Origin of the sequence: Eikenella corrodens (assembly GCF_900187105.1) — a bacterium.
Classification (GTDB): Bacteria; Pseudomonadota; Gammaproteobacteria; order Burkholderiales; family Neisseriaceae; genus Eikenella; species Eikenella corrodens.
On the sequence record NZ_LT906482.1, the window covers coordinates 1,051,030 to 1,076,484 of the forward strand.

The 25,455-nt window shown below is 57.0% G+C and carries 27 protein-coding genes and 1 pseudogene; 18 read left to right on the top strand and 10 right to left on the bottom strand.

Going from position 1 to position 25,455, the window contains the following annotated elements; translation table 11 throughout:
• Nucleotides 1-227 precede the first annotated feature (227 nt).
• Both dnaK and CKV94_RS05275 read left to right on the top strand, forming a co-directional pair.
• Nucleotides 228-2,159, top strand: coding sequence for a molecular chaperone DnaK (gene dnaK, locus CKV94_RS05270; RefSeq protein ID WP_003824570.1), 1,932 nt, complete (start codon nt 228-230; stop codon nt 2,157-2,159).
• Between the two features lie 315 nt (nt 2,160-2,474).
• Entirely contained in the window at nt 2,475-3,674 is a 1,200-nt protein-coding gene (locus tag CKV94_RS05275) for an acetate kinase (protein WP_003824572.1), read from the top strand.
• Between the two features lie 78 nt (nt 3,675-3,752).
• On the opposite strand, the gene hslV is transcribed toward CKV94_RS05275, so the two are convergent.
• Nucleotides 3,753-4,286 carry an ATP-dependent protease subunit HslV gene (gene hslV / locus CKV94_RS05280; protein WP_003824573.1) on the bottom strand — a complete coding sequence of 178 codons (534 nt, stop codon included), beginning with the start codon at nt 4,284-4,286 and terminating at the stop codon, nt 3,753-3,755.
• Nucleotides 4,287-4,720: 434 nt separating this feature from the next.
• Between hslV and CKV94_RS05285 the strand changes: the two genes are divergently transcribed.
• Nucleotides 4,721-5,902 carry a phosphoglycerate kinase gene (locus CKV94_RS05285; RefSeq protein ID WP_003824577.1) on the top strand — a complete coding sequence of 394 codons (1,182 nt, stop codon included), beginning with the start codon at nt 4,721-4,723 and terminating at the stop codon, nt 5,900-5,902.
• A 128-nt stretch (nt 5,903-6,030) separates the two neighbouring features.
• Here CKV94_RS05285 and CKV94_RS11145 read toward each other — a convergent pair whose 3' ends face one another.
• From CKV94_RS11145 to CKV94_RS05315, 7 genes are all read right to left on the bottom strand, one after another.
• Complete coding sequence (locus CKV94_RS11145) at nt 6,031-6,783, bottom strand: hypothetical protein (RefSeq protein WP_141744197.1); 753 nt, start codon at nt 6,781-6,783, stop codon at nt 6,031-6,033.
• On the bottom strand, nt 6,783-7,322 hold the full coding sequence (locus tag CKV94_RS05290; RefSeq protein ID WP_003824580.1) for a COG4648 family protein: 540 nt from the start codon (nt 7,320-7,322) through the stop codon (nt 6,783-6,785). The genes CKV94_RS11145 and CKV94_RS05290 overlap by 1 nt, the downstream gene beginning before the upstream one ends.
• Entirely contained in the window at nt 7,319-7,579 is a 261-nt protein-coding gene (locus CKV94_RS05295; RefSeq protein ID WP_003824582.1) for an acyl carrier protein, read from the bottom strand. The genes CKV94_RS05290 and CKV94_RS05295 overlap by 4 nt, the downstream gene beginning before the upstream one ends.
• A 143-nt stretch (nt 7,580-7,722) precedes the next feature.
• Nucleotides 7,723-7,983: a phosphopantetheine-binding protein gene (locus CKV94_RS05300; protein WP_003771002.1), complete on the bottom strand. Its 261-nt coding sequence runs from the start codon at nt 7,981-7,983 to the stop codon at nt 7,723-7,725.
• Nucleotides 7,976-8,758, bottom strand: a complete 783-nt coding sequence (locus tag CKV94_RS05305; protein WP_003824583.1) for a lysophospholipid acyltransferase family protein — start codon at nt 8,756-8,758, stop codon at nt 7,976-7,978. Before CKV94_RS05305 ends, CKV94_RS05300 begins: the two co-directional genes overlap by 8 nt.
• Nucleotides 8,737-9,483 (bottom strand): beta-ketoacyl synthase chain length factor, encoded by a 747-nt coding sequence (locus CKV94_RS05310; protein WP_003824584.1) that lies wholly within the window; start codon nt 9,481-9,483, stop codon nt 8,737-8,739. Before CKV94_RS05310 ends, CKV94_RS05305 begins: the two co-directional genes overlap by 22 nt.
• Nucleotides 9,484-9,740: 257 nt before the next feature.
• Nucleotides 9,741-10,391, bottom strand: coding sequence for a 4'-phosphopantetheinyl transferase family protein (locus CKV94_RS05315; protein ID WP_003824586.1), 651 nt, complete (start codon nt 10,389-10,391; stop codon nt 9,741-9,743).
• A 95-nt stretch (nt 10,392-10,486) separates the two neighbouring features.
• On the opposite strand from CKV94_RS05315, the gene CKV94_RS05320 reads away from it, so the two are divergent.
• Nucleotides 10,487-11,053, top strand: a complete 567-nt coding sequence (locus CKV94_RS05320) for a hypothetical protein (RefSeq protein ID WP_003824587.1) — start codon at nt 10,487-10,489, stop codon at nt 11,051-11,053.
• 184 nt (nt 11,054-11,237) lie between these two features.
• Here the strand turns inward: CKV94_RS05320 and CKV94_RS05325 are convergent, their stop codons facing one another.
• The gene (locus tag CKV94_RS05325; protein ID WP_003824590.1) at nt 11,238-11,810 is read right to left on the bottom strand and encodes an inner membrane CreD family protein; all 573 of its coding nucleotides are present in this window, start codon (nt 11,808-11,810) and stop codon (nt 11,238-11,240) included.
• A 228-nt stretch (nt 11,811-12,038) separates the two neighbouring features.
• Here CKV94_RS05325 and CKV94_RS05330 point away from each other — a divergent pair, with 228 nt between their 5' ends.
• From CKV94_RS05330 to CKV94_RS05360, 7 genes and pseudogenes are all read left to right on the top strand, one after another.
• Nucleotides 12,039-12,719, top strand: a complete 681-nt coding sequence (locus tag CKV94_RS05330) for a response regulator (RefSeq protein ID WP_003824591.1) — start codon at nt 12,039-12,041, stop codon at nt 12,717-12,719.
• Nucleotides 12,720-12,775: 56 nt separating this feature from the next.
• Nucleotides 12,776-13,525 (top strand): annotated as a pseudogene (locus CKV94_RS11555) (class I SAM-dependent methyltransferase).
• A gap of 181 nt (nt 13,526-13,706) precedes the next feature.
• Nucleotides 13,707-14,459: an alpha/beta fold hydrolase gene (locus CKV94_RS05340; protein WP_050754452.1), complete on the top strand. Its 753-nt coding sequence runs from the start codon at nt 13,707-13,709 to the stop codon at nt 14,457-14,459.
• Nucleotides 14,460-14,595: 136 nt separating this feature from the next.
• A complete protein-coding gene (locus tag CKV94_RS05345; protein ID WP_003824596.1) occupies nt 14,596-15,042 on the top strand; it encodes a hypothetical protein in 447 nt (148 codons plus the stop codon).
• A gap of 148 nt (nt 15,043-15,190) precedes the next feature.
• On the top strand, nt 15,191-16,162 hold the full coding sequence (locus CKV94_RS05350) for a histidine kinase dimerization/phospho-acceptor domain-containing protein (protein WP_003824597.1): 972 nt from the start codon (nt 15,191-15,193) through the stop codon (nt 16,160-16,162).
• A gap of 219 nt (nt 16,163-16,381) precedes the next feature.
• On the top strand, nt 16,382-16,765 hold the full coding sequence (locus CKV94_RS05355) for an MAPEG family protein (RefSeq protein WP_003824598.1): 384 nt from the start codon (nt 16,382-16,384) through the stop codon (nt 16,763-16,765).
• Nucleotides 16,766-16,780: 15 nt separating this feature from the next.
• Nucleotides 16,781-17,257 carry a low molecular weight protein-tyrosine-phosphatase gene (locus CKV94_RS05360; protein ID WP_003824599.1) on the top strand — a complete coding sequence of 159 codons (477 nt, stop codon included), beginning with the start codon at nt 16,781-16,783 and terminating at the stop codon, nt 17,255-17,257.
• A 224-nt stretch (nt 17,258-17,481) separates the two neighbouring features.
• Here CKV94_RS05360 and CKV94_RS05365 read toward each other — a convergent pair whose 3' ends face one another.
• On the bottom strand, nt 17,482-18,558 hold the full coding sequence (locus tag CKV94_RS05365; RefSeq protein ID WP_003824601.1) for an Ldh family oxidoreductase: 1,077 nt from the start codon (nt 18,556-18,558) through the stop codon (nt 17,482-17,484).
• Between the two features lie 365 nt (nt 18,559-18,923).
• On the opposite strand from CKV94_RS05365, the gene CKV94_RS05370 reads away from it, so the two are divergent.
• The 7 genes from CKV94_RS05370 to CKV94_RS05400 all read left to right on the top strand — a co-directional run bounded on the left by CKV94_RS05370 (nt 18,924) and on the right by CKV94_RS05400 (nt 25,455).
• Entirely contained in the window at nt 18,924-20,399 is a 1,476-nt protein-coding gene (locus tag CKV94_RS05370; protein ID WP_003824603.1) for an aldehyde dehydrogenase family protein, read from the top strand.
• Nucleotides 20,400-20,698: 299 nt separating this feature from the next.
• Nucleotides 20,699-21,121: a hypothetical protein gene (locus CKV94_RS05375; protein ID WP_003824606.1), complete on the top strand. Its 423-nt coding sequence runs from the start codon at nt 20,699-20,701 to the stop codon at nt 21,119-21,121.
• Entirely contained in the window at nt 21,114-22,340 is a 1,227-nt protein-coding gene (locus tag CKV94_RS05380; protein ID WP_003824608.1) for a beta-ketoacyl-ACP synthase, read from the top strand. The genes CKV94_RS05375 and CKV94_RS05380 overlap by 8 nt, the downstream gene beginning before the upstream one ends.
• Nucleotides 22,321-22,824 (top strand): ApeP family dehydratase, encoded by a 504-nt coding sequence (locus tag CKV94_RS05385; RefSeq protein ID WP_035580878.1) that lies wholly within the window; start codon nt 22,321-22,323, stop codon nt 22,822-22,824. The genes CKV94_RS05380 and CKV94_RS05385 overlap by 20 nt, the downstream gene beginning before the upstream one ends.
• Before the next feature lie 203 nt (nt 22,825-23,027).
• Nucleotides 23,028-23,684, top strand: a complete 657-nt coding sequence (locus CKV94_RS05390; RefSeq protein ID WP_003824611.1) for a leucine-rich repeat domain-containing protein — start codon at nt 23,028-23,030, stop codon at nt 23,682-23,684.
• 453 nt (nt 23,685-24,137) lie between these two features.
• On the top strand, nt 24,138-24,797 hold the full coding sequence (locus CKV94_RS05395; protein WP_035581114.1) for an amino acid ABC transporter permease: 660 nt from the start codon (nt 24,138-24,140) through the stop codon (nt 24,795-24,797).
• Entirely contained in the window at nt 24,787-25,455 is a 669-nt protein-coding gene (locus CKV94_RS05400; RefSeq protein ID WP_003824614.1) for an amino acid ABC transporter permease, read from the top strand. The genes CKV94_RS05395 and CKV94_RS05400 overlap by 11 nt, the downstream gene beginning before the upstream one ends.

Below are 25,455 nucleotides of genomic sequence, written 5' to 3' on the forward strand. Positions count from 1 at the left end.
GAAACAACATTTGTTTTTATTAGGGCTGGCGGCAGAAATTCAATAGGCTAGGCAGAAATTTGTTGCTCAAGGCTACCTGAAACTATTTTATCTAATAAAAATCAATATATTAAAATGAAAATAGCCTTTTCCCTTGAAAAAAAAACGGCCAAACCCATTTACTGGGCAAGTTAAAGCGCCAGCAAGGCGCTGTCTGAATTCTACTAATCTCTAAGGAGCAATCTATTATGGCAAAAGTTATCGGTATCGATTTGGGTACCACCAATTCCTGCCTGGCCATTTCCGAAAACGGCCAGACTAAAGTAATCGAAAACGCCGAAGGCGCACGCACCACTCCCTCCGTTATCGCTTATCTGGACGGCGGGGAAATCCTTGTGGGCGCACCGGCCAAACGCCAGGCCGTTACCAACGCGAAAAATACCATCTACGCGGTAAAACGCCTGATCGGCCACAAATTTGAAGATAAAGAAGTGCAGAAAGACATCGACCTGATGCCTTTCAAAATCGTGAAAGCCAAAAACGGCGACGCTTGGGTGGAAGCACAAGGCAAAGAGCTTTCTCCGCCGCAAATTTCCGCCGAAGTGCTGCGCAAAATGAAAGAAGCCGCCGAAGCCTATTTGGGCGAAAAAGTAACCGAAGCAGTGATTACCGTGCCTGCCTATTTCAACGACAGCCAACGCCAAGCCACTAAAGACGCAGGCCGCATCGCCGGTTTGGATGTGAAACGCATCATCAACGAGCCCACCGCAGCTGCACTGGCTTTCGGTATGGACAAAGGCGCCAAAGGCGACCGCAAAATCGCCGTATACGACTTGGGCGGCGGCACCTTCGATATTTCCATCATCGAAATTGCCGATTTGGACGGCGAAAAACAGTTTGAAGTGCTCTCTACCAACGGCGACACCTTCCTCGGCGGTGAAGACTTCGACCAACGCTTGATCGACTACATCATTTCCGAGTTCAAAAAAGACCAAGGCATCGACCTGAAAACCGACGTGATGGCCTTGCAGCGCCTGAAAGAAGCCGCCGAAAAAGCCAAAATCGAGCTTTCCAGCGGCCAGCAGACCGAAGTGAACCTGCCCTACATCACCATGGACGCCACCGGCCCCAAACACTTGGCCATGAAGATTACCCGCGCCAAGTTTGAAAGCCTGGTGGAAGACCTGATCGAACGTTCTATCGTGCCCTGCCGCACCGCCATCAAAGATGCCGGCCTGAGCGTGAACGACATCGACGACGTGATTTTGGTGGGTGGCCAGAGTCGTATGCCCAAAGTTCAGGAAACCGTGAAAGAATTCTTCGGCAAAGAACCGCGCAAAGACGTGAACCCCGACGAAGCCGTAGCCTTGGGTGCCGCCATTCAGGGCGAAGTGTTGGGCGGCGGCCGCAGCGATGTATTGCTGCTCGATGTTACCCCGTTGTCTTTGGGCATCGAAACCATGGGCGGTGTGATGACCAAGCTCATCAACAAAAACACCACCATCCCCACCAAGGCTTCGCAAGTGTTCTCCACCGCCGAAGACAACCAGAGCGCCGTAACCATCCACGTGTTGCAGGGCGAACGCGAACGCGCTTCCGCCAACAAATCGCTCGGCCAATTCAACCTCGGCGACATTGCCCCCGCCCCGCGCGGCATGCCGCAGATTGAAGTAACCTTCGACATCGACGCCAACGGTATCCTGCACGTGTCTGCCAAAGACAAAGGCACCGGCAAAGCCGCCAACATCACTATCCAAGGCTCTTCCGGCTTGAGCGAGGAAGAAATCGAACGCATGGTGAAAGACGCCGAAGCCAACGCCGAAGAAGATAAAAAATTGCACGAACTGGTGCAGAGCCGCAACCAGGCCGAAGCCTTGATTCACTCTGTGAAAAAATCACTGGCCGACTATGGCGACAAACTCGACGCAGCCGAGAAAGAAAAAATCGAAGCCGCGCTGAAAGAAGCCGAAGAAGTCGTGAAAGGCGACGACAAAGCCGCTATCGATGCCAAAGCCGAAGAGCTGGGCAAAGCCAGCCAGAAACTAGGCGAAATGCTGTACGCCGATGCCCAGAAACAGGCTCAGGAAGCCCAAGCCGGCCAGTCTACCGACAGCGAGCAGCCGAAAAAAGGCGACGATGTGGTGGATGCCGAATTTGAAGAAGTGAAAGACGACAAATAAGCATCAGCCGTTTAGCGTAATGAAGGCTACCTGAAAATTTTCAGGTAGCCTTTGTTTATAGCTAAAGCATCTCGTTCTTCATAACAGCATGATGCTTGCTGATACTGTTTGCGGTTATTCGTTTATCTGGTATTCCATCCTATTACCTATCCTACTTGCGTTAAGATTAGCCGTAGGCATAGAGAAGATAAAGCAGTTTTGTTACAATAGCCGCCAATTTTCTTAGCAAGTTCATTGTATCCGCAAGAAAAATAAATAGCCGGCGGGCAGCCGCCGTTTTATGTAATCCACAATACAAATATATAAAGGGACATCATGTCAGACAAACTGATTCTGGTATTAAACTGCGGCAGCTCCTCCGTTAAAGGCGCCGTATTAGACAGCACCAACGGTGACGTTTTGCTGAGCTGCCTGGCTGAAAAACTTAATTTGCCCGATGCACGTATCATCTTCAAAGTAAACGGCGAAAAACACACCGTGAGCCTGGCTGAGAAGCCAAACCACACCGGCGCCGTGGAAGCCCTGATGGCCGAACTCGAAGCACGCAAGCTCGACAAACGCATCGGCGCAGTCGGCCACCGCGTGGTACATGGTGGCGAACGCTTCAAAGAATCTTGCCTGATCGACGATGAAGTGATTAAAGGCATCGAAGAGTGCATCATGCTCGCTCCGCTGCACAACCCTGCTCATTTGCTCGGCATCCGCGCCGCCATGAGCATTTTCAGCCACGTGCCGCACGCCGTGGTGTTCGACACCGCTTTCCACCAATCCATGCCCGAGCACGCCTACACCTATGCCGTGCCGCGCGAGCTCTACCGCAAATACGGCCTGCGCCGCTATGGCGCTCACGGTACCAGCTACCGCTTTGTGGCTGCCGAAGCCGCCCGCTTGCTCGGCCGCAGCGAAGAAGGTTTGCGCCTCGTGATTGCCCACCTCGGCAACGGCGCTTCCATTGCCGCCTCCAATAGCGGCAAATGCCGTGATACCAGCATGGGTCTCACCCCGCTTGAAGGCTTGGTAATGGGCACCCGCAGCGGCGACATTGACGCCAACGTGTTCCCCTTCCTGCACAACAACGCCGGCCTGAATATCGAGCAAATCACCGACCTGCTGCACAAACAAAGCGGCCTGCTCGGCATTTCCGAGCTTTCCAACGACTGCCGTGAAATCGAAGAAGCTGCCGGCAAAGGCCATGAAGGCGCCAAGCTTGCGCTGGAAGTATTCGCCTACCGCTTGGCCAAATACGTTGCCTCCATGAGCGTGGCCGCAGGCGGCTTGGATGCGCTGGTGTTTACCGGCGGCATTGGCGAAAACTCCGACACCATCCGCAGCAAAACCATCGGTTATCTGGGCTTCCTTGGCCTCACCGTAGATGAAAAAGCCAACCTTGCTGCTCGATTCGGCGAAGGCGGCATCATCAGCCAAGCCGGCCATACTCCGCTGGCCATGGTGATCCCCACCAACGAAGAATTGATGATTGCTCAAGATACCGCCCACCTGGCCGGAATCGAATAAGGCAAGCTGCTAAAGCAAGATAAAGGCTACCTGAAAACATGAAGTTTTCAGGTAGCCTTTTTTCTATTTCGCAATCGGTTACAGCGTTTCCACCGTGTGCTGGTCGTTGGTGTAGATGCAGATGCTGCCAGCGATTTCCAGCGCTTTTTTCACCACGGTTTCGGGCGGCAGCTCAGTATTTTCCATCAGCGCACGGGCGGCAGCTTGGGCAAAAGCCCCGCCGCTGCCGATGGCGGCGATGCCGCCTTCCGGTTCGAGCACGTCGCCGTTGCCGGTGATGATGAGGGTGTTGTCTTTATCGGCCACAATCAGCATGGCTTCGAGGCGGCGCAGGGCGCGGTCGGTGCGCCACTCTTTGGCCAGCTCGATGGCGGATACGGTAAGCCGGCCTTGGTGTTTCTGCAATTTGGCTTCAAAAAGCTCAATCAGCGTAAACGCATCGGCTGTGCCGCCGGCAAATCCGGCCAAAACGGTGTTGTTATACAATTTGCGCACCTTGCGCGCGGTGGCTTTGATGATGGTGTTGCCTAGGCTGACCTGGCCGTCGCCGCCAATGGCGACTTGGCCGCCCCGGCGTACGGAAACGATGGTGGTGCCGTCGAATTGCTGCATGGTGCTTCCTTTTTTGAAACAGTTGGGAATAGGCGGCAGATTAGGGCAGCAGCGCGAATTTCAATTTATTTGCCAGCTGGCAGAAGCTAGAGGCTACCTGAAAAAGAGTTTGCTGTTTGTAGCTGGGTTGAAACTGATGCTTTAGCTGCGCAGAAATTCGCTTTGCTCATTTTAACTGCGTTGAAGCTCACGCTTTCAGGTAGCCTCTGAGTAGTTCCAGCTGGCTGGCGATGTATCAAAAAGAAACCAAACTATATGCCTGTACTGCATGGAGGCGATTATCCTCGAAGGCTAGCTGAAAGCGTAAACTGCAGCACAGCCCATTTCCTCCGTTTGCACCGCCCAACCGTTTATAAGATAATGGCGGCGTTTTGCGCGGCTGGCAAAGCCGCCCGATTTTTCCAACCAAATAACTGAAACCAAAAGAGATAACCATGTCCTTCCTCAAGCTCACCGAACAAAACGTGCGCGGCAAAACCGTGCTGATCCGTGCCGACCTGAACGTGCCGATTAAAGACGGCAAAATCGGCGACGACACCCGCATCCGCGCTTCGCTCGCCTCCGTACGCTACTGCCTGGAAAACGGCGCGGCCGTTATCCTGATGAGCCACCTCGGCCGCCCCTCCGAGGGCGAGTTCAAGCCCGAAGACGACCTCGCGCCCGTGGCCGCGCATTTGGGCAGCCTGCTCGGCCTTAGCGTGCCCGTGAGCAGCGATTGGCAGCAAAATCCGCCGCGCCCGCAGCCTGGTGAAGTGGTTATGTTGCAAAACGTGCGCGTGAACAAAGGCGAGAAGAAAAACAACGCCGAGCTCGGCCAGGCCTATGCCGCGCTGTGCGATATTTATGTGAACGATGCCTTCGGCACCGCGCACCGCGCCGAAGCCTCGCTGGTGGCCGTGGCCGAAGCCGCACCTGTTGCCTGCGCCGGCATTTTGCTGGCCGCCGAATTGGACGCGCTGGGTAAGGCGCTGAAAAACCCCGCCCGCCCGCTGGTGGCGATTGTGGCCGGCAGCAAAGTGTCCACCAAACTCACCATTCTCAACAGCCTGGCTGATAAAGTAGACCAGCTGATCGTGGGCGGAGGCATCGCCAACACCTTCCTGCTCGCCGCCGGGCAGCCCATCGGCAACTCCTTGGCCGAAGCCGACTTGGCCGCCGAAGCCCGCGCCGTGGCCGAAAAAATGGCAGCCAAAGGCGGCGCCGTGCCGCTGCCGCAAGACGTGGTGTGCGCCAAAGCCTTTGCCGCCGATGCCGTAGCCGAAACCAAAGCCGTGGCCGAGGTGGCCGCAGACGATATGATTCTCGACATCGGCCCGCAATCCGCCGCCTCGCTTGCCGCTCTGCTGCGCGAAGCCGGCACGATTGTGTGGAACGGCCCGGTAGGCGTGTTCGAGTTTGACCGTTTCGCCGAAGGCACGCGCGTGATGGCCGAAGCCATCGCCGAAAGCCGCGCCTTCTCTATCGCCGGCGGCGGCGACACCCTGGCCGCTATCGCCAAATTCGGCATCGCCGACAAAATCAGCTACATCTCCACCGGAGGCGGCGCGTTCTTGGAGTTCCTAGAAGGCAAACAACTGCCCGGCGTGGCCGTGCTGGAAAAACGTGCGGCGGGCTAATGTGCAGTGTGGTAAAGGAATAGAAAAAGGCTACCTGAAGGTTTCAGGTAGCCTTTTTGGTGTGAGATTCTGCATGGGCAACACATGCCCAAGCTTCATGGATAGATTTTCAGGTAGCCTCCCAGTGATTATTTATTGGCTGGTGTGCCGTAGTATCGCAGGATACGTTCGATATTACTTCTGGCGGCAGCGCAATACTGCCGAGAGACAGGCCGGTTTCGTGCTTCTTCAGCAAGCGACAGCATGGCCTTTTCATCAACCACGTTTGGACAGTTTCGCTCCATATAGGTTTGATCGATTCGATAGGCAATCATTTCAAGTTGCGCTTCAACTTGCCGTTGTTGTTGAGGGCTAAGACAACGAGATATATAAACTGCCAAATCAGCAGTATCACGCATATAGCTATGGCATTGCTGCTGGGATGCGGGAGGGGGAGCTTCCGCACCATAACGAGTCAATTTGCGCTCTACTTCGTTTTTGGTGGACAGGCAATATTGCCTGTCTGGGTCAAGCGGATGCCTTTTTAAAATAGCTAGGGTTTCTTCTTCACTGACCATGTTGCTCTGATTACATCCAGCTGTTCGCATTTCTTGACCGATGTTGCTTACAGCTAGGGAATAACGTTCCCGCCCTTCCGGCCACACCCCTCTGCTGACACACGTTATTCCATACTGATAGGCACTATTAAGCAACGACATGTCATTCATATAATTCAGACATTGTTGTTTTGTAGCCTGTGGTACGGGGGCGGTATTGGCTAAACCGGGGAGAAAGGTAACTATTAGCAGTATAGTAATACGAAGATTCATTAGATTTTCTGATAGGGTTTTCACGGTTGAGAGAGGGCTGCCTGAAATATTTTTCAGGTAGCCTTTGTTCATTACAACTTCAACACCCACTTGCGGTAGGCAAATTCGCCGCCCATCAGGATGCCCATCAGGATGTAGGCGATGATGCCGGTGTAGACTGCCCACCAGCGGTATTGTTCGAGCAGCACGAGCAGGGCGGCGAGGCTGCCGTTGAGGGCGAAAAAGCCACACCAGATTTGGGTAACGCGGCGGGTGTAGGCCACGCCTTCTGGCGGGAGGTCGGGGTGTTGCAGGCGGGCGAGGCGTTCGATGATGCTTTGTTTTTGCGTGAGGCTGAGGCCGAACAGCAGCAGCAGCAGGCCGTTTACCCATACGGGATACCAATACATGCTGCCTGGCCGCTTCAAAAGAAGGATGGCGGCGAAGAAAGCAGCCACCAGCAAGGAAACGCGCCGCTGGCCGGGATCACGCTGCATGGCGGCGCGGGCGAGCCAAAGCAGGAGCATGAAACCGGCCAGCGGATAAAACCAGCCCTGCTCGCGGCCGTAATACCAGAGCAGGGGGTAGAGTACGCTCAAGATGCCGAGCAGGATTTTGGCGGCGGTTTTCACGCTTCGGGCTTGGCGTCTTGGTAGAGCTTGGACACGGCGGCGACTACGTCGTCGATGGTGCGGACGTTGCGGAAATCGTCGGCTTGGAGTTTGTAGCCGGTTTGGCGTTTGATTTGGTCGAGCAGGTCGATGGCGTCGATGCTGTCGATTTCGAGGTCTTCGTAGAGGTTGGTGCTGCCGGTTACGTTGCTGGTGTCGATTTCAAACATGTTTTCCAGGATGTCGAACAGGAAGGCGCGGATTTCGGTTTCGGTCATGGATGTTCCTTAAATCATGGGGGCGGTCGGGCAGGAATGCCCAACCTATGTTTCAGGTAGCCTGCTGCTTTTCACTTCGCAGCAACTTAGCCTTGGCTTCGCCAAGACTTTGCTTTCAGGTAGCCTTAATCAAACTGCTTTGGCTAGCCGCGTTGTTTTTGCACGAAAGCGGCCAGTGTGGACACATTGGCGAAGCTGTCGCGCAATTCCTGGCTTTCGCCGTCGAGCTGGAAGCCGAAGTGTTTTTGCACGGCCAGGCCGAGTTCGAGTGCGTCTACGGAATCGAGGCCGAGGCCGCTGTCGCCGAACAGGGCTTCTTCGTCGCCGATGTCGGCGGGCGTGAGGTCTTCCAGGCCGAGGCTGTCGATAATCAGTTGTTTGATTTCTTGTTTCAAGTCAGTCATGTTTTTGGCTTCTTTCGTTGAAGTATTGTTGTAGGTGGTCGTTGAGGCGGCGGGCGGCAATGGGCAGGGGGTGCTTGTTTAACCAATCCTGCGGGTTGATGTCATCGCCGACGATAAAGCGGTAGGCCGGTTTTTGCAGCGGGATTTTGTACCACGGCTGGCCTTTTTTGAAGTTCGGCGGCTGCATTTTAATCACCACAGGGGTGATGACCTGCGCACTTCTGAGGCCGATGGACACTGCGCCGCGATGAAATTTCACCGCGCCGTCCCAGCCGGTGCGCGTACCTTCGGGGAATACCAACAGGCATTGCTGCTGTAAAACTTCGTGCACGGCTTCCACAAAATCCAAATCTTCCTGATTGGGCAGGTAGCCGCAGGCGCGGATTTGCCCGGCCATGGCCGGGTTGCGCTGCAAATCTGCTTTCACGATGCAGTTGGCTTCGGGCACGCGGCCGAGCAGGAACACCACATCCAGCAGTGAGGGATGGTTGGCCAAAATCAGCTGGCCGGGGCGGCCGAGTCGCTCGAAGCCTTCAAATTCCGCGCTCAAAATGCCCGAGCGCATCAAATAATAGCTAAACCACAGCCAAGTGCGCGTCACCACGCGGCGCGCCTGCTTTTGCTGTGCCAAATCGGGCGAGCGGTGCAGCAGCCAGGGCAGCAGCACGATTTGCAGCAGCACGCCGAACACGCCGAAAAACACGAAGCCCAGCCCGGTGGCCAGCAACCGCCACAGGCGGTTTAAGCGGGCGCTCAAGGGGTAAGCCGCTGCCATTGCCAAACCTTGTCTGCATAATGGTTTATCCACCTGCGGCTGCCAGAATGTTGTTGCCGCAGCCATTCGATCGCGCCCCAATAGCCGCAGTTTGCCGTGCCGCCGGTATCGGGTGCGGCGGGGGAGAGTTCCCATTCTTCGCCGGCCGTGAGCAGCAGCGCCAGCGCATGGGCAAAGGGCGCGCGTTCGGCCGGTGCGGCGGGGTATTGCGCCTGTAAGGGTTCGTCCACCACCACCGCCAACACGCGCTCTGCCCCATCGGCCAGCAGGCCGGCGGCCTCGAGCACGGCGCTTTCCAAACCGCTCTGCCGCACCGAAAGCGCGGTGTATTCGCTCATGTCGCCGCGCAGCATCGACCACTGCCCGGCCAGGGCGTTGTGTACCGACAGGCCGAAGGAAGTGGGGGAAACTTCGTTGTCGCGCAACAGCGTGGTCCACAAGCCGAAGCTGCGGTTGATTTCGCCGTCGTGCGAAGCGAGCACCAGCGGGCAGGGTTCGCTTTCCGCCAAGAGCGGATGTGCTGCCGCAAACAGCAGCCGCGCCGAGAGGCCGAGCCGCCGCCGCTGCATGGCGGGCAGAAAATCCACCTTCGGCGGCGTGTCGGGCAAATCGGCGGCGTTTAAGCGGCCGGATGCCCACGCGGACCAGTCTTCGCCCGTGTGCAGGCGGGTGGAGGCGGCGTGCCAGCTTTGGATGGAAAAGCGGAGGCGGAAATCGGCGGTCATGGTTTAACTTCGTTGAGGCTGCGTTTTAACTGCGCTGAAGCTTCGCTTTCAGGTAGCTTTTTAAAAACAGGCGGCCTGTTAAGAGCGCTTAAGGTGGCGCATTATAACAAGAATGCAGCACTCGGGCATCTGGCCGGCGGGCGGCAAAATGTGGGCGGCGTTTCTGCGAAAAGAAAAGTTTCAGGTAGCCTTCATTCTTGAAGTTTTTGTCTTGTTTGCCGAGAATTTGAGGCTACCTGAAAGTATAGTTAAAGCGCCTAAACAAAACGATAAAGCAGCTGCTTTTCCACCACCTGCCACTTACCGAAGCCGTGCCAAGCCCATTCCGCCGCCACTTCCTGCGGCCACACCACACCGCACAGCCAAGCCCCGTCCAACAGAAACACTGCGCCCTGCCAAAACCGGCCGGCCGCGTAGAGCCGCCAGCCGTCCTCGTTTGGTCGCAATCCGGTTTGCGGCATCTCCGCCAGCCCCTGCCCGGTGGTCTTGAGCAAGGCTTCTTTTAGCGTCCACAACGCATAATAATCGGCCAATTCGGCATGCTGTTGTAGCCAGCGCGCTTCGTCTGCATGCAGCACCCAATCCGGCCAGGCATCGAAACGGCGTGGGCGCAGCCGTTCCAAATCCACGCCCACGGGAAAATCGGCAGACGGCACCGACAGCACGGCATGGCCGCCGCTGTGGCTGAGGCTACCTGAAAAATTCGGACTACCTGAAAACCCGTCTGCCGCTGCCTGCTGCTTGAGAAAGCGGCTCACCTGCCAGCCGGTTTGCGCCGCACGGGCAGGGTGGCGCACAAGGTGGATGCGGTCGGCCGCATCCAGCAGCCCGGCGTGGTAGTGCGTGGCGCAGTCGGGCGCGGCCAGATAGAGGCAGATGGTGTGTTGCGGCAGCAGGCGGGTAGGCATAGGCAAGGTTTTTTAATATACTTTAAACTCTGTGAAATCGCGGCTGACTGGCCGTGAATTTTTGGTTTCCAACCCAGCTTAATAAGGGAGCAAATATGAAATCTCGCCAAATCATGCTGGCGGCTGCGATTGTAGCCGCTTTCGGCCTCGCCGGCTGCCAAAACAACCGTGCGCCGGACAACTCCGGCAATCAAGGCAGCCGCACCGAAGCCCGCCGCGATAGCGGCCGCAACAGCGCCCATGCCACCAGTCAAACCACCGGCCGCGTATGCCGCCTGCTGCGCGACGACGACCCCAACCGCGGCGGCCGCAAAGTAGTGTATCGCTGCAACGGTCGTGCCGTGCTGGCTTCCGACGAAGCCAAGCGACTGCTCAACCCCGGCGTGCCGGTGAGCTTCGGTGGTGGCGGCCGTGTGATTCAGGACAATTTGTCCACCCGTCAGGCAGCCAATGCTTCCAACCAATCCGACGAAGCCGCCTGCGAACGCGCCTTTATCAACGCCGCCCATAAATTCCAGGAAACCGCTCAAGCCCGTGGCGGCAGCCGCGTGAGCAACTTCCACAGCTACTACAACCGCCAAGTGCTGCGCGGCGGGCAGTACGACTGCGAAGTGGGCACTTTCCATGCCCGTGTGGTGATGCGCGGCGACATCGCCCGCTAAGCCGGTTGCGGCATAAAGGCTACCTGAAAACTGCTGATGCGGTTTTCAGGTAGCCTTTAAGTTTTCTGTGCCGCCTAAGCACAAACGGCCGGGTATTAGGCCCGACCATTTGCTGTTTTTCAGGTAGCCTCCGCTCAAATCCAAAGGCTACCTGAAAGCGAGGTTTCAACGCAGTTAAACCCTACTACTCCTTCCCTGCTGGTTTGCCCAGCGCATACCAATCAATCTCCCGCGTGTAATACATCACCGTAAACAGCGCGGCAAACAGCAGGCAGGAACCGGCCAAGAGGTTGTATTGCTGCATTTTCACCAGCACAAACATCGTGCCGTAGGCCGCCATGAGCAGCGCCGTCATCATATACACCCCGCGCGTGGTGGCCAGCACGAAATGCAGATACCAAAACAGCAAGCTGATACAGGCAAATGCGCCGACGGCATAAGCGGCAGTAAAGCCGATGTGTTCCGCTAGCGAGAGCAGCAACAGATAAAATATCGATAAAGCCGCGCCCACCAGCAAATACTGCATCGGGTGGATACGCCATTCTTGCAGCACCTCGCTCAAAAAGAACGAGGCAAACACTAGCACCACCAATACCATGCCGTATTTCACGCTGCGGATAATCATGCGGTAGTCTTCCTTGCTCAGCAACATGCTGGATTGGTAATACTCCCGTTGCTCCGCCAGGCTGTAAATCGAAAACAGTACCACGGCAAACACGATACACAACCCAATCACGCTCCATATTTTCTGGTTCATTTTTTACTCCATCAAAGAATTGAATGCGGCCAAGGCACAAGCCTGCCAACGGCACACAGTATGCCCGGCCCGCATCAATTTTTTGTGGAACAATAATGAAGATTTTATGAAGATTGCCGCGCCTAAGCGTGTGTAACCCAGCGTGTTTGCGTAGAATGAGCGGTAGCTTCACTTCCGCTGCGGCCTCGGCTCGCCGCCTAGTATCCAAAGCTTGTTAATCCCTATCCCATGAACCCGCATATCCTCATCATCGAAGACGAACGCGAAATCGCCGAACTGGTCGAACTCTCCCTCGCCCGCGCCCATTTCACCGCACGCATCGCCCCCACCGCAGAGCAGGCGCGGCAACTGCTCGCGCGCGAACACTTCGACCTGCTCCTGCTCGACGTCGGCCTGCCCGACACCGACGGTTTCGAACTGCTTAAAACCCTGCGTCCGCAACATCCCCAGCCCGTCATCATGCTCACCGCCCAAGACGAAGAAACCGACCGCATCCTCGGCCTCGAACTCGGCGCAGACGACTACATCGGCAAACCCTTCAGCCCGCGCGAACTCGTCGCCCGCGTCAAAGCCGTGCTGCGGCGCACACAAACCCGGCCCGCCGCCAAAACCGAATCCGTACCGGTATGGCACGACGACGTGCCCGCCTGCTGCATCCGCCACCAAGGGCGCGAACTGCCGCTCACGCAGGGCGAATACCGCCTGCTGCGCACCCTGCTGCACCGCCCCGGCCGCGTGTTCAGCCGCGAAGAACTGCTCACCGCCATGTTCGGCGGCAACCGCCCCTCCGACCCGCACACCATCAACACCCACATCCGCGCCCTGCGCCACAAACTGCGCGCAGCCGGCATTGCCGACGAACACATCCGCACCCATCACGGGCTGGGGTACAGTTTTAACGAAACCTGAAGCACGGTTTTCAGACGGTCTTTCAAGCTGTCGCAACCATCCACAGGAGTAACGCCATGCCTTCCGCCAAGCTCATCCAAAAACTCAAACCCGCCCTGCAAAACCCGCTTCCGCCGGAACAAGACGGCATCCTGCTGTGCCTCGATTCCGACAACGTAACGGGCGACAACGCCAAATACATGAAAATGTACAACCGCCTCGCCCGTTGGTACGATTTCGGCGAACGCTGGATAGCGCGCCTCAGATACGGCAACAGCATCAACGAGACACGGCGCAGCCTGATGGGCGAACTGGAGTGACGGCAGGACTGCACCGCGCTCTACGTCTCTATCGGCACAGGTACCGATTTAAACCACCTGCCCACCGACATCGACCCCGCCGCGCTGGATTTGACCGGCGCCGACCTGTCGCTCGGCATGTTGGAACGCTGCCGCGACGTGTGGCAGAAAAAAGCGGCAGGCTTGGACTTGGTACACTGCAACGCTGAAGATTTACCCTTTGCCGACAATATGTTCGACGTCGTATTCCATGTGGGCGGCATCAATTTTTTCAGCGACAAACAAAAAGCCATCAACGAAATGCTGCGCGTCGCCAAGCCCGGCACCAAAATCATGATTGCAGACGAAACCACCGACTTCATCCAACAACAATACAAAAAAAGCCTATTCACGCGGAGCTATTTCCAAGACACCGATTTCGACCTGACACAAATCGAAAACTGCATTCCCGAAACCGTACAGGAAAAGAAAACGCGGCTGCTGTGGAACAACCGCTTTTACTGCATTACCTTCCGCAAACCTGCTTGAAACAGCCGCCGCATTTGCTTTTTCAGACGGCCTCAACATCTGAAAAGGCTACCTGAAAGCCATGAATCTTTCACGCAGAAACCTACTCAAACTAGCCGCAGCAATATTGGCGGTTTCCGCCTGCGATAGGCCGGGCAACGGCAGCCGCCATTCTTTCAACAAACCGGACAAGGAAACTTCTATGCAATCCAAATTCATCAAACATCAAGGTGCAACGCTGCACTACCAAATCGGCGGCACGGAAACCGCTCCCGTTATCGTGCTGCTGCACGGCGGCTTTGGTTCGATTGCCGACTTTGCCCCGCTGTTGCCGCGTTTGCAGCAACACTACCGCGTGATTGCGATAGACACGCGCGGACACGGACGCTCCACGCTCGGCACAGCCGCGCTGACCTACGCTCAAGCCGCCGAAGATGCGCGCCAAATCCTGCGGCATGAAGGCGTGGAAAAATACAGCCTGTTCGGGTTCAGCGATGGCGGCACAACCGCCTACCGATTGGGCGCGGCAGACAAAAATATCGAGAAAATCATCACCGTGGGCGCGGAATGGCACAAAAAGCACTTGGACGGCGTGCGACCCATGTTTGAAACAATCAATCTCGATTTCGTAAAAGAAAACTTGCCCGAACAGCTCGCCGCCTATCAGGCAGCCAACCCCGAGCCTGATGCGGAAAAATGGGCAGCGGCATTGAAAGGTATGTGGCTGGACGAGGGCGCAAGTGGTTATCCCAACGAAAACATCCGCCAAATCCAAGCCCCCGTGCTGGCGATACGTGGCGAAGCCGATTTCCTGCTCGCCTTTAATGATTGGGCGGCATTGAAAACCGAATTGCCCGAAGTTCATCTGATGAATGTGCCGTTTGCCGCGCACGAAGCCATTAAAGAACAGCCTGAAATGGTTTGGGCGGCGGTGCAGGCATTTGGGCAAAAGTAGGGCAGGCACTCCCGCCTGCATGCTTTCACCCCATTGAGGCTACCTGAAAACTAGGCAGGCTCAAGGACGGGTATCCGTTGCCCGCCCACCGCTTGTTTTCAGGCCGTCTGAAAGCAGTATTTGGAAATTCAAACCGATGAAGATAAACCCTGAAAGCGGCAGCGTCATCCTGCCGGACGGCAACGTTATCAGCGCACGCACCACGCTTGATGACTGGATTGCATGCTTCCCTAAATCCAGCCCGGATCATCCGCAAACGGGAATAACATTTTTCGGTTTATCATTTACCGAGCAGTCCGAGCAATACACCCTTACCGCCCAGTTCGAGCAGCAACGGCTGGTGAGCTTATCCATATTCTTCTGCCCGATAGGCGAGGACAATAGCTGGGCAGCATGGTCGGAAGCGCGTGAATTGCAACGCAGAAAACAGTTTGATCGATGGCTGGATAAACAGCTGGGCGATGCCCCTTGTGCCATTAAAACATCGGCAGCAGGCAAATGCCGCCGATTTGCCTGGGGCAATGTGGGCGCGTATTACCACAATAAAGACGGCGGTACGAGGATAGTCATCAGTTATCGCTAACCGCCTTTTCAGACGGCCTCCAAGTACGAACACCAGCCCGACTTAATCACATACGCTTTGTCAGGCTACCTGAAAGCGAAACGCAACGAAATTGAAACACCACCCGGCTTAATATCAGGCCGCGCAACCATATCCATTCAGCCAACCCATGCTTAAATATTTCAAACACCTCAGCATCCGCCTTTTCTTCGTTTTGCTCGGCATCCTGCTCCTGCTCACCGCCTGGTCGCTGGTCTATGCCAAGCAGCACGTCTTGCTCCTGCTCACTGCCAGCCTGCTCGTGCTCGGCGCGCTTGCCTGGTGGCTCGCCCGCAGCATCAGCCGCATCCGCCGTTATGCCGAAGCCATGGCCGCCAACCGCCCTGCCGCACAACCCCAATTCGGCGATAGCTACCTCTACCGCCTCGTCCACGCCGTCGCCCACCTGCGCGACGAACTCGACCACCGCCAACACATTGAGAATTATGTCTTAGGCCTCACCCACGAACTCAAAACCCCACTCACCGCCCAGCAGGCCGCCCTCGAACTGCTGCAAGACAGCCTCCTCAGCCCTGACCAGCAGCAGCTGCTCGACCGCATCCGCCGCAATACCCAAAAACAAAAGCAACTCATCGCCCGTCTGCTCGAACTGGCCCGTCTGGAAAACCGCGACAGCCTGCAAAGCACGCAAACCGTTGATTTGGCCAATCTAGCCGTCCAAGCCGCCCAAGAAAGCCGCGCCGCCCTGCAAGCCAAACAGCTGCACATCGCCCTCAACTGCCCGCCCCGTGCCGTCCAAGGCGACCCGCTGCTGCTGCGCCAAGCCATCGACAACCTGCTTTACAACGCCATCGACTTTGCCGAACCCGGCAGCGAAATCCGCCTCAGCCTCACCCGCAGCCGAAACCGCACTGAACTGGCGGTTTACAACCAAGGCAGCCTTGTTCCCGATTACGCGCTGGCCAAAATCCCCCAACGCTTCTATTCGCTCCCCCGCGCCGACGGCAGCCGCAGCAGCGGGCTGGGATTGAGCTTCACCACCGAAATCATGCGCCTGCACCACGGCCGCCTGATGCTCGCCAACCGAGAAAACGGCGTGGAAGCGCGGCTGGTGTTCCCCGATGTAAAAGAGGCTACCTGAAACGCAGCGCCGCTCAAGTTTCAGGTAGCCTGCCAGCATTGCGTTATCCCATTCCGCCTGCTGCCGGAAACAGCCCATCTGTTTTGCACCCGTGTATAATCACGCTTCGCACAAAACCAATCTTTCCAACCCATTACGGCTGAAGCAATGTTCCTCCTGCCGGGTAGTAGTGCCGGCGGGAGAAAATAAGCGCTTTAGCCCTATAGGAGCAAACACATCATGACCTTAGCCTACTGGTGCATCTTCTTCGCCATTTTCCTGCCCATTTTCTGCGCCGCCTATGCCAAATACCGCGCCGGCTTTTCACCGGCCGACAACCACAATCCGCGCGCCTTCCTGGCCCGCGCCCAAGGCAAGGCCGCGCGCGCCGATGCGGCACAGCAAAACAGCTACGAAATCTTCCCGCCGTTTGCTGCCGCCGTGATCATCGCCCACGTCACCGGCAATGCCGCCCAGTTCACCATCAATTTCTGGGCGCTGCTCTTCGTGGCCAGCCGCATCGGCTTTATCTATTGTTACATCAGCGATAAAGCCACGCTGCGTTCGGCCATGTTCGGTGTGAACCTGCTGTGCATCGTGGCTTTGTTTATTGCCGCCATTTGATTTTCAGGTAGCCTCATGGGACACCCCGTTAAGGTTTTGTTCGTTTGCCTGGGCAATATCTGCCGCTCGCCGATGGCCGAATACCTCTGCCGCAACATGGCGGCCGCCCGCGGCCTGCCGGTGCACACCGCCAGCGCGGGCACATCCGGCTGGCACGACGGCGAAGGCATGCATTGCGGCAGCCTGGAAGTCCTCTCCGACGAAGGCATCGACAGCAGCGGCTTTGTGAGCCGCCGCGTGCGCGCGCAGGATTTGGCCGATTTCGACTACCTGCTGGCCATGGACGACGACAACCTGGTCGAACTGGAACAACGCTTCGGCCGCCACCCCGGCAAAATCTTCAAGATAACCGACCTTCTGCCCGATAGCGGCTACAGTCACGTTCCCGACCCGTGGTACACCGGCAATTTCAACGAAACCCGCCGTATCCTCACCGCCTGCTGCTCTGCGCTGCTGGGTAAGATTGAAAAAGATTTGGCCTGCCGGCCGTAGCCCAGCAAATGCTAAAAGGCTACCTGAAAGTTTTTCAGGTAGCCTTTTCCTGCTTTTCCAGCCGACGGTAGGCAGCTTCCACTTCCTTCACCGACAAGGGCGCGCCGCAGCGGATGCATTTCGTGATAAATGGCGATACACCGCGCGAGGTGGAAATTTCGCGGCCGGTACCTGAAAATTGTTTTCCACATTTTCAGGTAGCCTTTCACTGCCGTATTCAAGCCCTACCACTCAAACGGCAGCCCGAGCTCCTCGGCCAAGCGGCGCATTTCGTCCAGCGTTTTGGGCAGGATGGGGATGCCGCTTTGTTTGCGTTCGCGACAGCATTCGGCTTCTTTTTCGCCGTGGATGTAAATCCGCTCTTGGCCGGCGGCTTTCGCCGATTCGCGCAGCTCTTGCAGGTAGGCGCTGAAATGGCTGCGAATGGCTTGGGCATCGCCGAAGATTTCCGGGTTGAAGGCGGCGAAATGATGGCAGATGCCGGCATGGCCGTTTTTCATGGTGTGGTTGGACGTGGTGCCTTGCGAGAGGCAGGCGGAGAAGAATTCCACCAGCACGGCGTAGCCGTAGCCTTTGTGGCTGCCGAACAGCTCGCTGCTGCCGCCCAAGGGATACATGCCGCCGCCCAAGCCTTGACGCACGCATTCCACAATAATCTGCGGGTCGGTTTCGTCCACGCCCTGGCTGTTAATTGCCCAGCCCAGCGGGGCGGTTAGGCCTTTTTTGAGATATACCTCGGGCTTGCCGAAGGCAACCACAGAGGTGGCGGCATCGAGGCTGAAATCGGTCGGGCTGGCGGGAATGGCCACGGCGATGGGGTTGGTGCCCATCATCGGGGTGCGGCCGTAGGTGGGCACCACGATGGGGAAGGAGTTGGTCATGGAAATGCCCACCAGGCCTTGGCTGGCGGCCATGCTGCTGTAGTAGGCGGCGATGCCGTAGTGGTTGGAATTGCGCACCGACACCATACCGATGCCGCTTTGTTTGGCCTTGTCGATGGCAATCTGCATGGCGTAGCGGGCAACGAGCTGCCCCATGGCTGCGTGGCCGTCCACCACGGCTGATACGGGCGTTTCAAACACGGTTTCCGGTTGGGCGCCGATGCGCACGAAGCCGCCGTTGATGTGCTGGCGGTACATTTCCAGCCGCTGCGAGCCGTGCGTGTCGACGCCGCAGAGGTCGGCAGCCATCAACACGTCGGTAATCTGCGCCGCTTCGTCCGGCACGAAGCCGTATGCCTTGAAGGCAGCTTCGGTAAACGCGCGTAGGGCTGCGGCATCAATTTTTTTAATCGTTTGCATTGCTTATCCTCCTCCGCTTCTGCGGCAACAAAAAACCGGATCCGGCCTGATGTGTTTTGCCTGCCCGCTGCAGTGGAGGCAGGCTGATTATTCATTGTTATATTGTCATTTTCATCCTAAACGGCAGAGCATGCAAGCCCTATGGAAATAGCGGCGCTGCGAAGCCGCCTGCGCGGCATATTAGCTGCGTTGAAGCTTTGTTTTCAGGTAGCCTTTAATCTATAAACAAGCCCGGTTTGGTAATATGCATCCTTGAAAGAGTTGGCAAAAAAGAATATGCTGCGCCCACAGCATCGATCGAATGCTGTTTATGTTATTGGAAGTGGGCCGCCAGCCCCCGCACAATTCTTAGGAGAACCAACGAAATGGCTAAAAATCTGAACGTTTTCGACCGCGAATACGGTCTGCTCATCAACGGCGAGTGGACAAAGCCCGGCAATCTGCTGGAATCGCACAACCCCGCCAACGGCGAGCTCTTGGCTAAATTCACCGATGCCACCGACGCCGACGTAGATGCCGCCGTGGCCGCTGCACAGGCTGCATTTAAAACCTGGCGCAAAACCACCGCTGCCGAGCGCGCCGCCCTTCTGAACAAAATTGCCGATGTGATTGATGAGAATGCCGAACTCTTCGCCCTGCAGGAAACGCTCGACAACGGCAAACCCATCCGCGAAACCCGCGCTGCCGATATTCCGTTGGCCTCCGACCACTTCCGCTATTTCGCCAGCGTGATCCGCGGCGAGGAAGGCACGGCCAACCAACTGGACGAAGAAGACCTCTCCATCGTATTGCGCGAGCCCATCGGCGTGGTTGGCCAAATCATTCCGTGGAACTTCCCCTTCCTCATGGCCGCTTGGAAAATTGCTCCTGCACTGGCCGCTGGCTGCACCATCGTTATCCACCCCTCTTCCAGCACCTCTCTGAGCTTGCTCTCCTTTGCCCAAAAAGTGAACCACCTGCTGCCCAAAGGCGTGCTCAACGTGATTACCGGTAAAGGCAGCAAATCCGGCGAATACATGCTGCACCACAAAGGCTTCAACAAACTTGCTTTCACCGGCTCTACCGAAGTGGGCCGCCGCGTGGGCATCGCTGCTGCCGAGCTGCTGATTCCTTCCACTCTGGAATTGGGCGGCAAATCTGCCAACATCTTCTTCGACGACATGCCTTTCGACAAAGCCTTGGAAGGCGCGCAAAAAGGTATTTTGTTCAACCAAGGCCAAGTGTGCTGTGCCGGTTCGCGCATTTTCGTGCAGGAAGGCATTTACGACAAATTCGTAGCCGCACTGTCTGAAGAGTTTAAGAAAGTGAAAGTCGGCTTGCCTTGGGAAGACGATACCCAGATGGGCGCACAAGTGAACGCCGGTCAGCTCAACACCATTCTGAAGTATGTGCAAATTGGCGAACAAGAAGGCTGCCGCATCATCACCGGCGGTAAAAAAGTGGAAGGCGCATTGGGCAAAGGCGAATTTGTTGAGCCCACCCTGATTGCTGCCGACAGCAACAACAGCCGCATCGCCCAAGAAGAAATCTTCGGCCCGGTGGCTACCGTGATTAAATTCAAAACCGAAGAAGAAGTTATCCAGCTGGCCAACGACAGCGAATACGGCCTCGGCGGCGGCGTGTGGACGCGCGACATCAACCGCGCCCTGCGCGTATCCCGCGCTCTGGAAACCGGCCGCGTATGGGTGAACTGCTACAACCGCCTGCCTGCCGGTGCCCCCTTCGGCGGCTACAAAACTTCCGGCATCGGCCGCGAAACCCACAAAATGATGCTCGAAGCCTATACCCAGGTGAAAAACATCTACATCAGCACCCGCGAAGAGCGCGAAGGCATGTATTAATTTAATTACTTTGCCTGATTGCAATGCACAAGCTGCCGGTATGCCCGGCAGCTTTTTTTGTGTGATCGATGGGCGTTGCCATGTTGATAGGCTATCTGCGTGTTTTAAGATTTTCAGGTAGCCTTTGCGCAACATTCCCCCATTTGCAGGCTACCTGAAATAGCGTAAATCCGGTATTGATAGCGAATTTAATTGAATTTCGCTTGAAGGTGTTAAGCCGTAGGCAGACAGCAGCCGCCACTCCCGCCCCGCTTCGTCTATAATCCCACCCCATCCCCATTCCGCAAAGGCTACCTGAAATGACCTTCCCCAAGCTTCTCGTCCCCATCGTTGCCGCGCTGCTGCTTGCCGCCTGCGGTGCCACTTTCGCGCCGCAGGATTTGCCGCATTTGGCAGCGGGCGAGAGCCGCCGTTTCAAGCTGGAGCGGCTGGATGAAACCGGCACGGCGGAGCAGGTGTCGCTGTTGGTGGTGCAGGGCGAGGCGGGCGGGCAGTCGCGCTGGATTCAGACCGATGCGTTCGGTGCGCCGCTGGCGCGCTTGCTGGCCACACAGAGCGGCTGGCGGCGCGACGGTTTTGTGCCGCCGAACCATGCCGCGCAGGCGGTGTTCACGGCGATGTTCCCGCTGTTGGAAAACGGTTTTTCAGACGGCCGGCCGCGCGAGTTGGAAGGCGGCGGGGCGAAATGGCGGCTGACGCCTTTGGGAGAAAACGATGAATAAGGCACGGGCATACCTCGGCCGGCCGGGTTTGGTGTCGGCTTTGGGCAGCAGTTTGGCGGAGCATTTGGATGGCCTGTTGAGGCCGTCTGAAAACAGCCCGCTCACGTTTTCCACCGAATGGGTGAAGGGCAAAAACCGTGCTTTCGGCGCGGTAAACCGGCCGTTGCGCCCGTTTCCCGACAATCTGCCCGCCGAACACCGCAGCCGCAACAATCAATTGCTGTGGGACGCTTTGGCGCAAATCGAGCTGCAGATTCAGGCAGCCCTCAGCCGCTACGGCGCGGACAGAATCGGCGTGGTCATCGGCACGTCGGTGGGTGGGGCGGACGAAAATATCCCGCTGTTCCAACACGTTGCCAACGGCGGCGGCTGGGCGGACATTCCGTTCAAACAGCAGGCGCAACTGCTTTCCTCGCCCGCCGATTTTGCCGCGGCAGCGTACGGCTTGCGGGGCGCGTGCTACGGCGTGTCCACCGCCTGCACCTCCGGCGCGCGGGCGCTCATCAGCGCGGCGCGGCTGCTGCGGCTGGGTGTGTGCGACGCGGTGTTGTGCGGCGGTGTGGACACGCTCTCGCCGCTCACCATCAACGGTTTCGCCTCGCTCGAAGTGCTGTCCGACGGCATTGCCAACCCGTTTTCGCGCAACCGCAACGGCATCAACATCGGCGAAGCCGCCGCCGTGTTCGTGATGACCCGCGAAGATAACGGCGACGCCCTGCCGCTCTTGGGCTACGGCGCCAGCAGCGACGCGCACCATATGTCTTCCCCCCGCCCCGACGGCCTCGGTGCGGCACAGGCTTTTCAGGTAGCCTTAAACCACGCCGAATTGCCGCCCGAAAGCATCGGTTGGATTAATCTGCACGGCACCGGCACGCTGCTCAACGACGGCATGGAAAGCCGTGCCGTGGCCGAAGTATTCGGCAGCCAAACCGCCGCCACTTCCACCAAACCGCTCACCGGCCACACCCTCGGCGCGGCCGGCGCGCTCGAAGCCGCCTTCGTATGGGGCATCGCAAGCCGCCGCGACAACCCGGAAGGCAACCTGCCGCCCCAACTGTGGGACGGCCAAACCGACCCCGAACTGCCCTCAATCGCGCTCACCGTTTCAGGTAGCCAGTGGCCACAGGGGCGGCGCATCGGCGCAAGTTCGTCGTTTGCCTTCGGCGGCAACAACAGCGTCCTCATCATCGGAGAAGAACATGCCCCAATGTCCGATTAAACAACCCGCCGCCCTCCTGCCGCACAGCGGCCGCATGGTGCTGCTGGACGAAGTTTTATCCTATGACAACAACAGCCTGCACGCCGTCTGCACCATCTGGCCCGACTGCATCCTGCTCCCCGACGGCGCAAATGCCCTGCCCGGCTGGCTCGGCATGGAAATCATGGCGCAAGGCGTGGGCGCATGGGCGGGCGCGCATGCGCTGGACGCCGGCCGCCCCGTGCAGCTCGGCTTCCTGCTCGGTACCCGCAAGCTCACCTTTGGGCTACCTGAAATCCCCGTCGGCATCGTGCTCGATGTGCAAATCAACCTGTCCTGGCAAGACAACGCCACCAATATGGGCGTGTTCGACTGCACCCTCACCTGCCGCACCCCGCCCCCCGGCAGCGACGACCCCGCTCCCGGCACGCCGCTCCTCTCCGGCGCGCTCAACGTATTCAGCCCCACCAGCCGCGAGGCTTTGGACGCGATTTTAGGCAGATAAGTTTCAGGTAGCCTTGAGGCCGTCTGAAAGGCTACCTGAAAACATGGTTTGCCACGAAGCTGCAACATGAATGAAGCAAAGCGGGCTTAAAGCCCGCCGTTGGCACTGCCGTATCCACTCTTTCAGACGGCCTCAAAACTCTCCAAGGCTACCTGAAACCCACGCTTGCCAACATGCCTACTCCCCCGCATCAGAACACATCCATGGAAACGTATTTCTACAATAAAAACATCAACCTCATCGAAGTCCAGCCCGCATTTATCCGCACCGCCATGCGGCAGGCCAAGCGTTACCGTTGCGGCATTCGGATTTTGAGCCGGCCGACGGTTGCCATCAACCCGACACCCGCACCGAAACACGCTGTGGTGGATTTTGCCGATTTGGCCGCCTATCCCGAACTGCCGCATCTCCAAATCGAACACGATCTTGAATCGCCCGAATTCATCAATACGGATGCCCTATACCGCTTCGAGCAATTGGAAACCCTGGTCATCGAACAGCCAATCGACATCGACCTCTCCCAACTGCTCGCCCTCAAAGATTTAAGGATGGACTACAACAAAAAAATCCGAAATATCGGGCAATGCACCCGCTTGGAGCGTTTATACCTATGGTCTTACAAAGGCAAAGACTTAACTGAATTCCAAAACCTGACGCGGCTGAAAGATTTATTGCTGGTGCGCCCCTCCGTGTGCACATTAAACGGCATCGAAAACCTCACCGCCTTGGAAACAATCGACATCAGCTATGCCCGCAGCCTGAACGACATATCTGCCCTGCACCGGCTGCAAGCAATACACCAAGTCAGAAATATTGGGCTGCCGGAAAAATTTCATGACGAGGGGTTTGAGCAGAAATAGAAAGTAAAAAAATGGCGGGATAGTAGTTCGGATGATTAGTTTTCAGATAGCCTTAAGCATTTAAAGGCTACCTGAAAACGTGAACAGGAAGTTAGTGAGGCAATGCCAACTAACGGTGCGTATGCGCCGTGGGTTGGCATTGCCTCACTGATATTTTGTATTTGTTTGCGCCCACTTTTAGCAACAGTGTTTAGCGGGTTTTCAGGTAGCCTTTCATCATTGATTCTTCATTTTGTCTTGTCACATACAAGCTGGCACTGCCTTTTGACAGTGTGGGAAATCGGCTTCCTTCGGAAGCCTTATCTTCTTCTCTTCGAGAGCTAAGAAAAGCAAGGTGGTTGCGCTTTCAGGTAGCCTCTTATGCCTTTTCCCTCTAAGCATATTGCCAATGCTTCTTTCTCAAGCTGCGCGGCGGTTTCTATAATGGCCGCCTGTTTTCAATTTTGCCTGATTATGAACTGGTCTTATTTTTGGCGTGTGGCGCCGAAGTTTGCCGATGCCGCGCTGATTACGTTGAAGCTGTCGGCCTACAGCATTGCGCTGTCGCTCCTGCTGGGGTTGGCGGTGGCAGTGATAACGGCCTACCGCGTGCGGCCGCTGTATTGGCCGGCGCGGGCGTATATCGAGCTTTCGCGCAATACGCCTTTGCTGATTCAGCTGTTTTTCCTGTATTACGGCCTGCCGAAGGTGGGCATTAAGTGGGACGGCTTTACCTGCGGCATCCTGGCGCTGGTGTTTTTGGGCGCGAGCTATATGTCGGAGGCGCTGAGGGCGGGTTTGCTTTCGGTGCCCAAGGGGCAGGTGGAGGCGGCTAAGGCGATTGGTTTGTCGCGCTGGCAGGTGTTCCGCTTTGTGGTGCTGCCGCAGGCTTGGGCGGTATCGGTGCCGGCGGTTGGGGCGAATGTGCTGTTTTTGATTAAGGAAACTTCGGTGGTGAGCGCGGTGGCGGTTGCGGAATTGATGTTTGTTACCAAAGACATCATCGGTATGGACTATAAAACCAATGAGGCGCTGCTGCTGTTGTTTATCAGCTACCTGATTATTCTGCTGCCGGTGTCGCTGCTGGCGCGTTGGGCGGAAAGAAGGCTGCGGGAGGCGAAATATGGTGCTTGAATGGCTGTTTGCCGGCCAGAATGCGGCGCGTTTGGCACAGGGCTTGTGGCTCACGGCGAAGATTTCGTTGATTTCGGTGGCGCTTTCCTGCGTGTTGGGCACGCTGTTCGGGCTGCTGATGCGGGTGCGCCATCCGCTGGTGCGCTTTGTGTGCGCGCTATATTTGGAAATGGTGCGGATTGTGCCGATTCTGGTGTGGCTGTTTGTGCTGTATTTCGGGCTTTCGGCTTGGACCGACATCCATTTGAGCGGCGTGTGGGTGTGCATTTGGGTGTTTGTGGTTTGGGGCACCGGTGAGATGGGCGATTTGGTGCGCGGTGCGCTGGAATCGATTGAAAAGCATCAGGTGGAATCGGCCAAGGCGCTGGGGCTGAACCGGCGGCAGGTGTTTTGGTATATCGAGCTGCCGCAGAGTGTACAGCGGGCGCTGCCGGGGGCGATTAACTTATTCACGCGTATGGTGAAAACCAGCTCGCTGGCCGCCTTGATCGGCGTGGTGGAAGTGGTGAAGGTGGGGCAGCAGATTATCGAGAATTCGCTGCTCACCATGCCGAACGCTTCGTTTTGGGTGTACGGCCTGATTTTCATACTTTATTTCTTGTGCTGCTGGCCGCTGTCGCTGCTGGCGGGCTATTTGGAAAAGAAATGGGAGAGCTGA

Coding starts and splice junctions, on each gene's coding strand:
- dnaK (WP_003824570.1), top strand. CDS start 228: ATGGCAAAAGTTATCGGTATCGATTTGGGTACCACCAATTCCTGCCTG.
- CKV94_RS05275 (WP_003824572.1), top strand. CDS start 2,475: ATGTCAGACAAACTGATTCTGGTATTAAACTGCGGCAGCTCCTCCGTT.
- hslV (WP_003824573.1), bottom strand. CDS start 4,286: ATGCAGCAATTCGACGGCACCACCATCGTTTCCGTACGCCGGGGCGGC.
- CKV94_RS05285 (WP_003824577.1), top strand. CDS start 4,721: ATGTCCTTCCTCAAGCTCACCGAACAAAACGTGCGCGGCAAAACCGTG.
- CKV94_RS11145 (WP_141744197.1), bottom strand. CDS start 6,783: ATGAACAAAGGCTACCTGAAAAATATTTCAGGCAGCCCTCTCTCAACC.
- CKV94_RS05295 (WP_003824582.1), bottom strand. CDS start 7,579: ATGACCGAAACCGAAATCCGCGCCTTCCTGTTCGACATCCTGGAAAAC.
- CKV94_RS05300 (WP_003771002.1), bottom strand. CDS start 7,983: ATGACTGACTTGAAACAAGAAATCAAACAACTGATTATCGACAGCCTC.
- CKV94_RS05305 (WP_003824583.1), bottom strand. CDS start 8,758: ATGGCAGCGGCTTACCCCTTGAGCGCCCGCTTAAACCGCCTGTGGCGG.
- CKV94_RS05310 (WP_003824584.1), bottom strand. CDS start 9,483: ATGACCGCCGATTTCCGCCTCCGCTTTTCCATCCAAAGCTGGCACGCC.
- CKV94_RS05315 (WP_003824586.1), bottom strand. CDS start 10,391: ATGCCTACCCGCCTGCTGCCGCAACACACCATCTGCCTCTATCTGGCC.
- CKV94_RS05320 (WP_003824587.1), top strand. CDS start 10,487: ATGAAATCTCGCCAAATCATGCTGGCGGCTGCGATTGTAGCCGCTTTC.
- CKV94_RS05325 (WP_003824590.1), bottom strand. CDS start 11,810: ATGAACCAGAAAATATGGAGCGTGATTGGGTTGTGTATCGTGTTTGCC.
- CKV94_RS05330 (WP_003824591.1), top strand. CDS start 12,039: ATGAACCCGCATATCCTCATCATCGAAGACGAACGCGAAATCGCCGAA.
- CKV94_RS05340 (WP_050754452.1), top strand. CDS start 13,707: ATGCAATCCAAATTCATCAAACATCAAGGTGCAACGCTGCACTACCAA.
- CKV94_RS05345 (WP_003824596.1), top strand. CDS start 14,596: ATGAAGATAAACCCTGAAAGCGGCAGCGTCATCCTGCCGGACGGCAAC.
- CKV94_RS05350 (WP_003824597.1), top strand. CDS start 15,191: ATGCTTAAATATTTCAAACACCTCAGCATCCGCCTTTTCTTCGTTTTG.
- CKV94_RS05355 (WP_003824598.1), top strand. CDS start 16,382: ATGACCTTAGCCTACTGGTGCATCTTCTTCGCCATTTTCCTGCCCATT.
- CKV94_RS05360 (WP_003824599.1), top strand. CDS start 16,781: ATGGGACACCCCGTTAAGGTTTTGTTCGTTTGCCTGGGCAATATCTGC.
- CKV94_RS05365 (WP_003824601.1), bottom strand. CDS start 18,558: ATGCAAACGATTAAAAAAATTGATGCCGCAGCCCTACGCGCGTTTACC.
- CKV94_RS05370 (WP_003824603.1), top strand. CDS start 18,924: ATGGCTAAAAATCTGAACGTTTTCGACCGCGAATACGGTCTGCTCATC.
- CKV94_RS05375 (WP_003824606.1), top strand. CDS start 20,699: ATGACCTTCCCCAAGCTTCTCGTCCCCATCGTTGCCGCGCTGCTGCTT.
- CKV94_RS05380 (WP_003824608.1), top strand. CDS start 21,114: ATGAATAAGGCACGGGCATACCTCGGCCGGCCGGGTTTGGTGTCGGCT.
- CKV94_RS05385 (WP_035580878.1), top strand. CDS start 22,321: ATGCCCCAATGTCCGATTAAACAACCCGCCGCCCTCCTGCCGCACAGC.
- CKV94_RS05390 (WP_003824611.1), top strand. CDS start 23,028: ATGGAAACGTATTTCTACAATAAAAACATCAACCTCATCGAAGTCCAG.
- CKV94_RS05395 (WP_035581114.1), top strand. CDS start 24,138: ATGAACTGGTCTTATTTTTGGCGTGTGGCGCCGAAGTTTGCCGATGCC.
- CKV94_RS05400 (WP_003824614.1), top strand. CDS start 24,787: ATGGTGCTTGAATGGCTGTTTGCCGGCCAGAATGCGGCGCGTTTGGCA.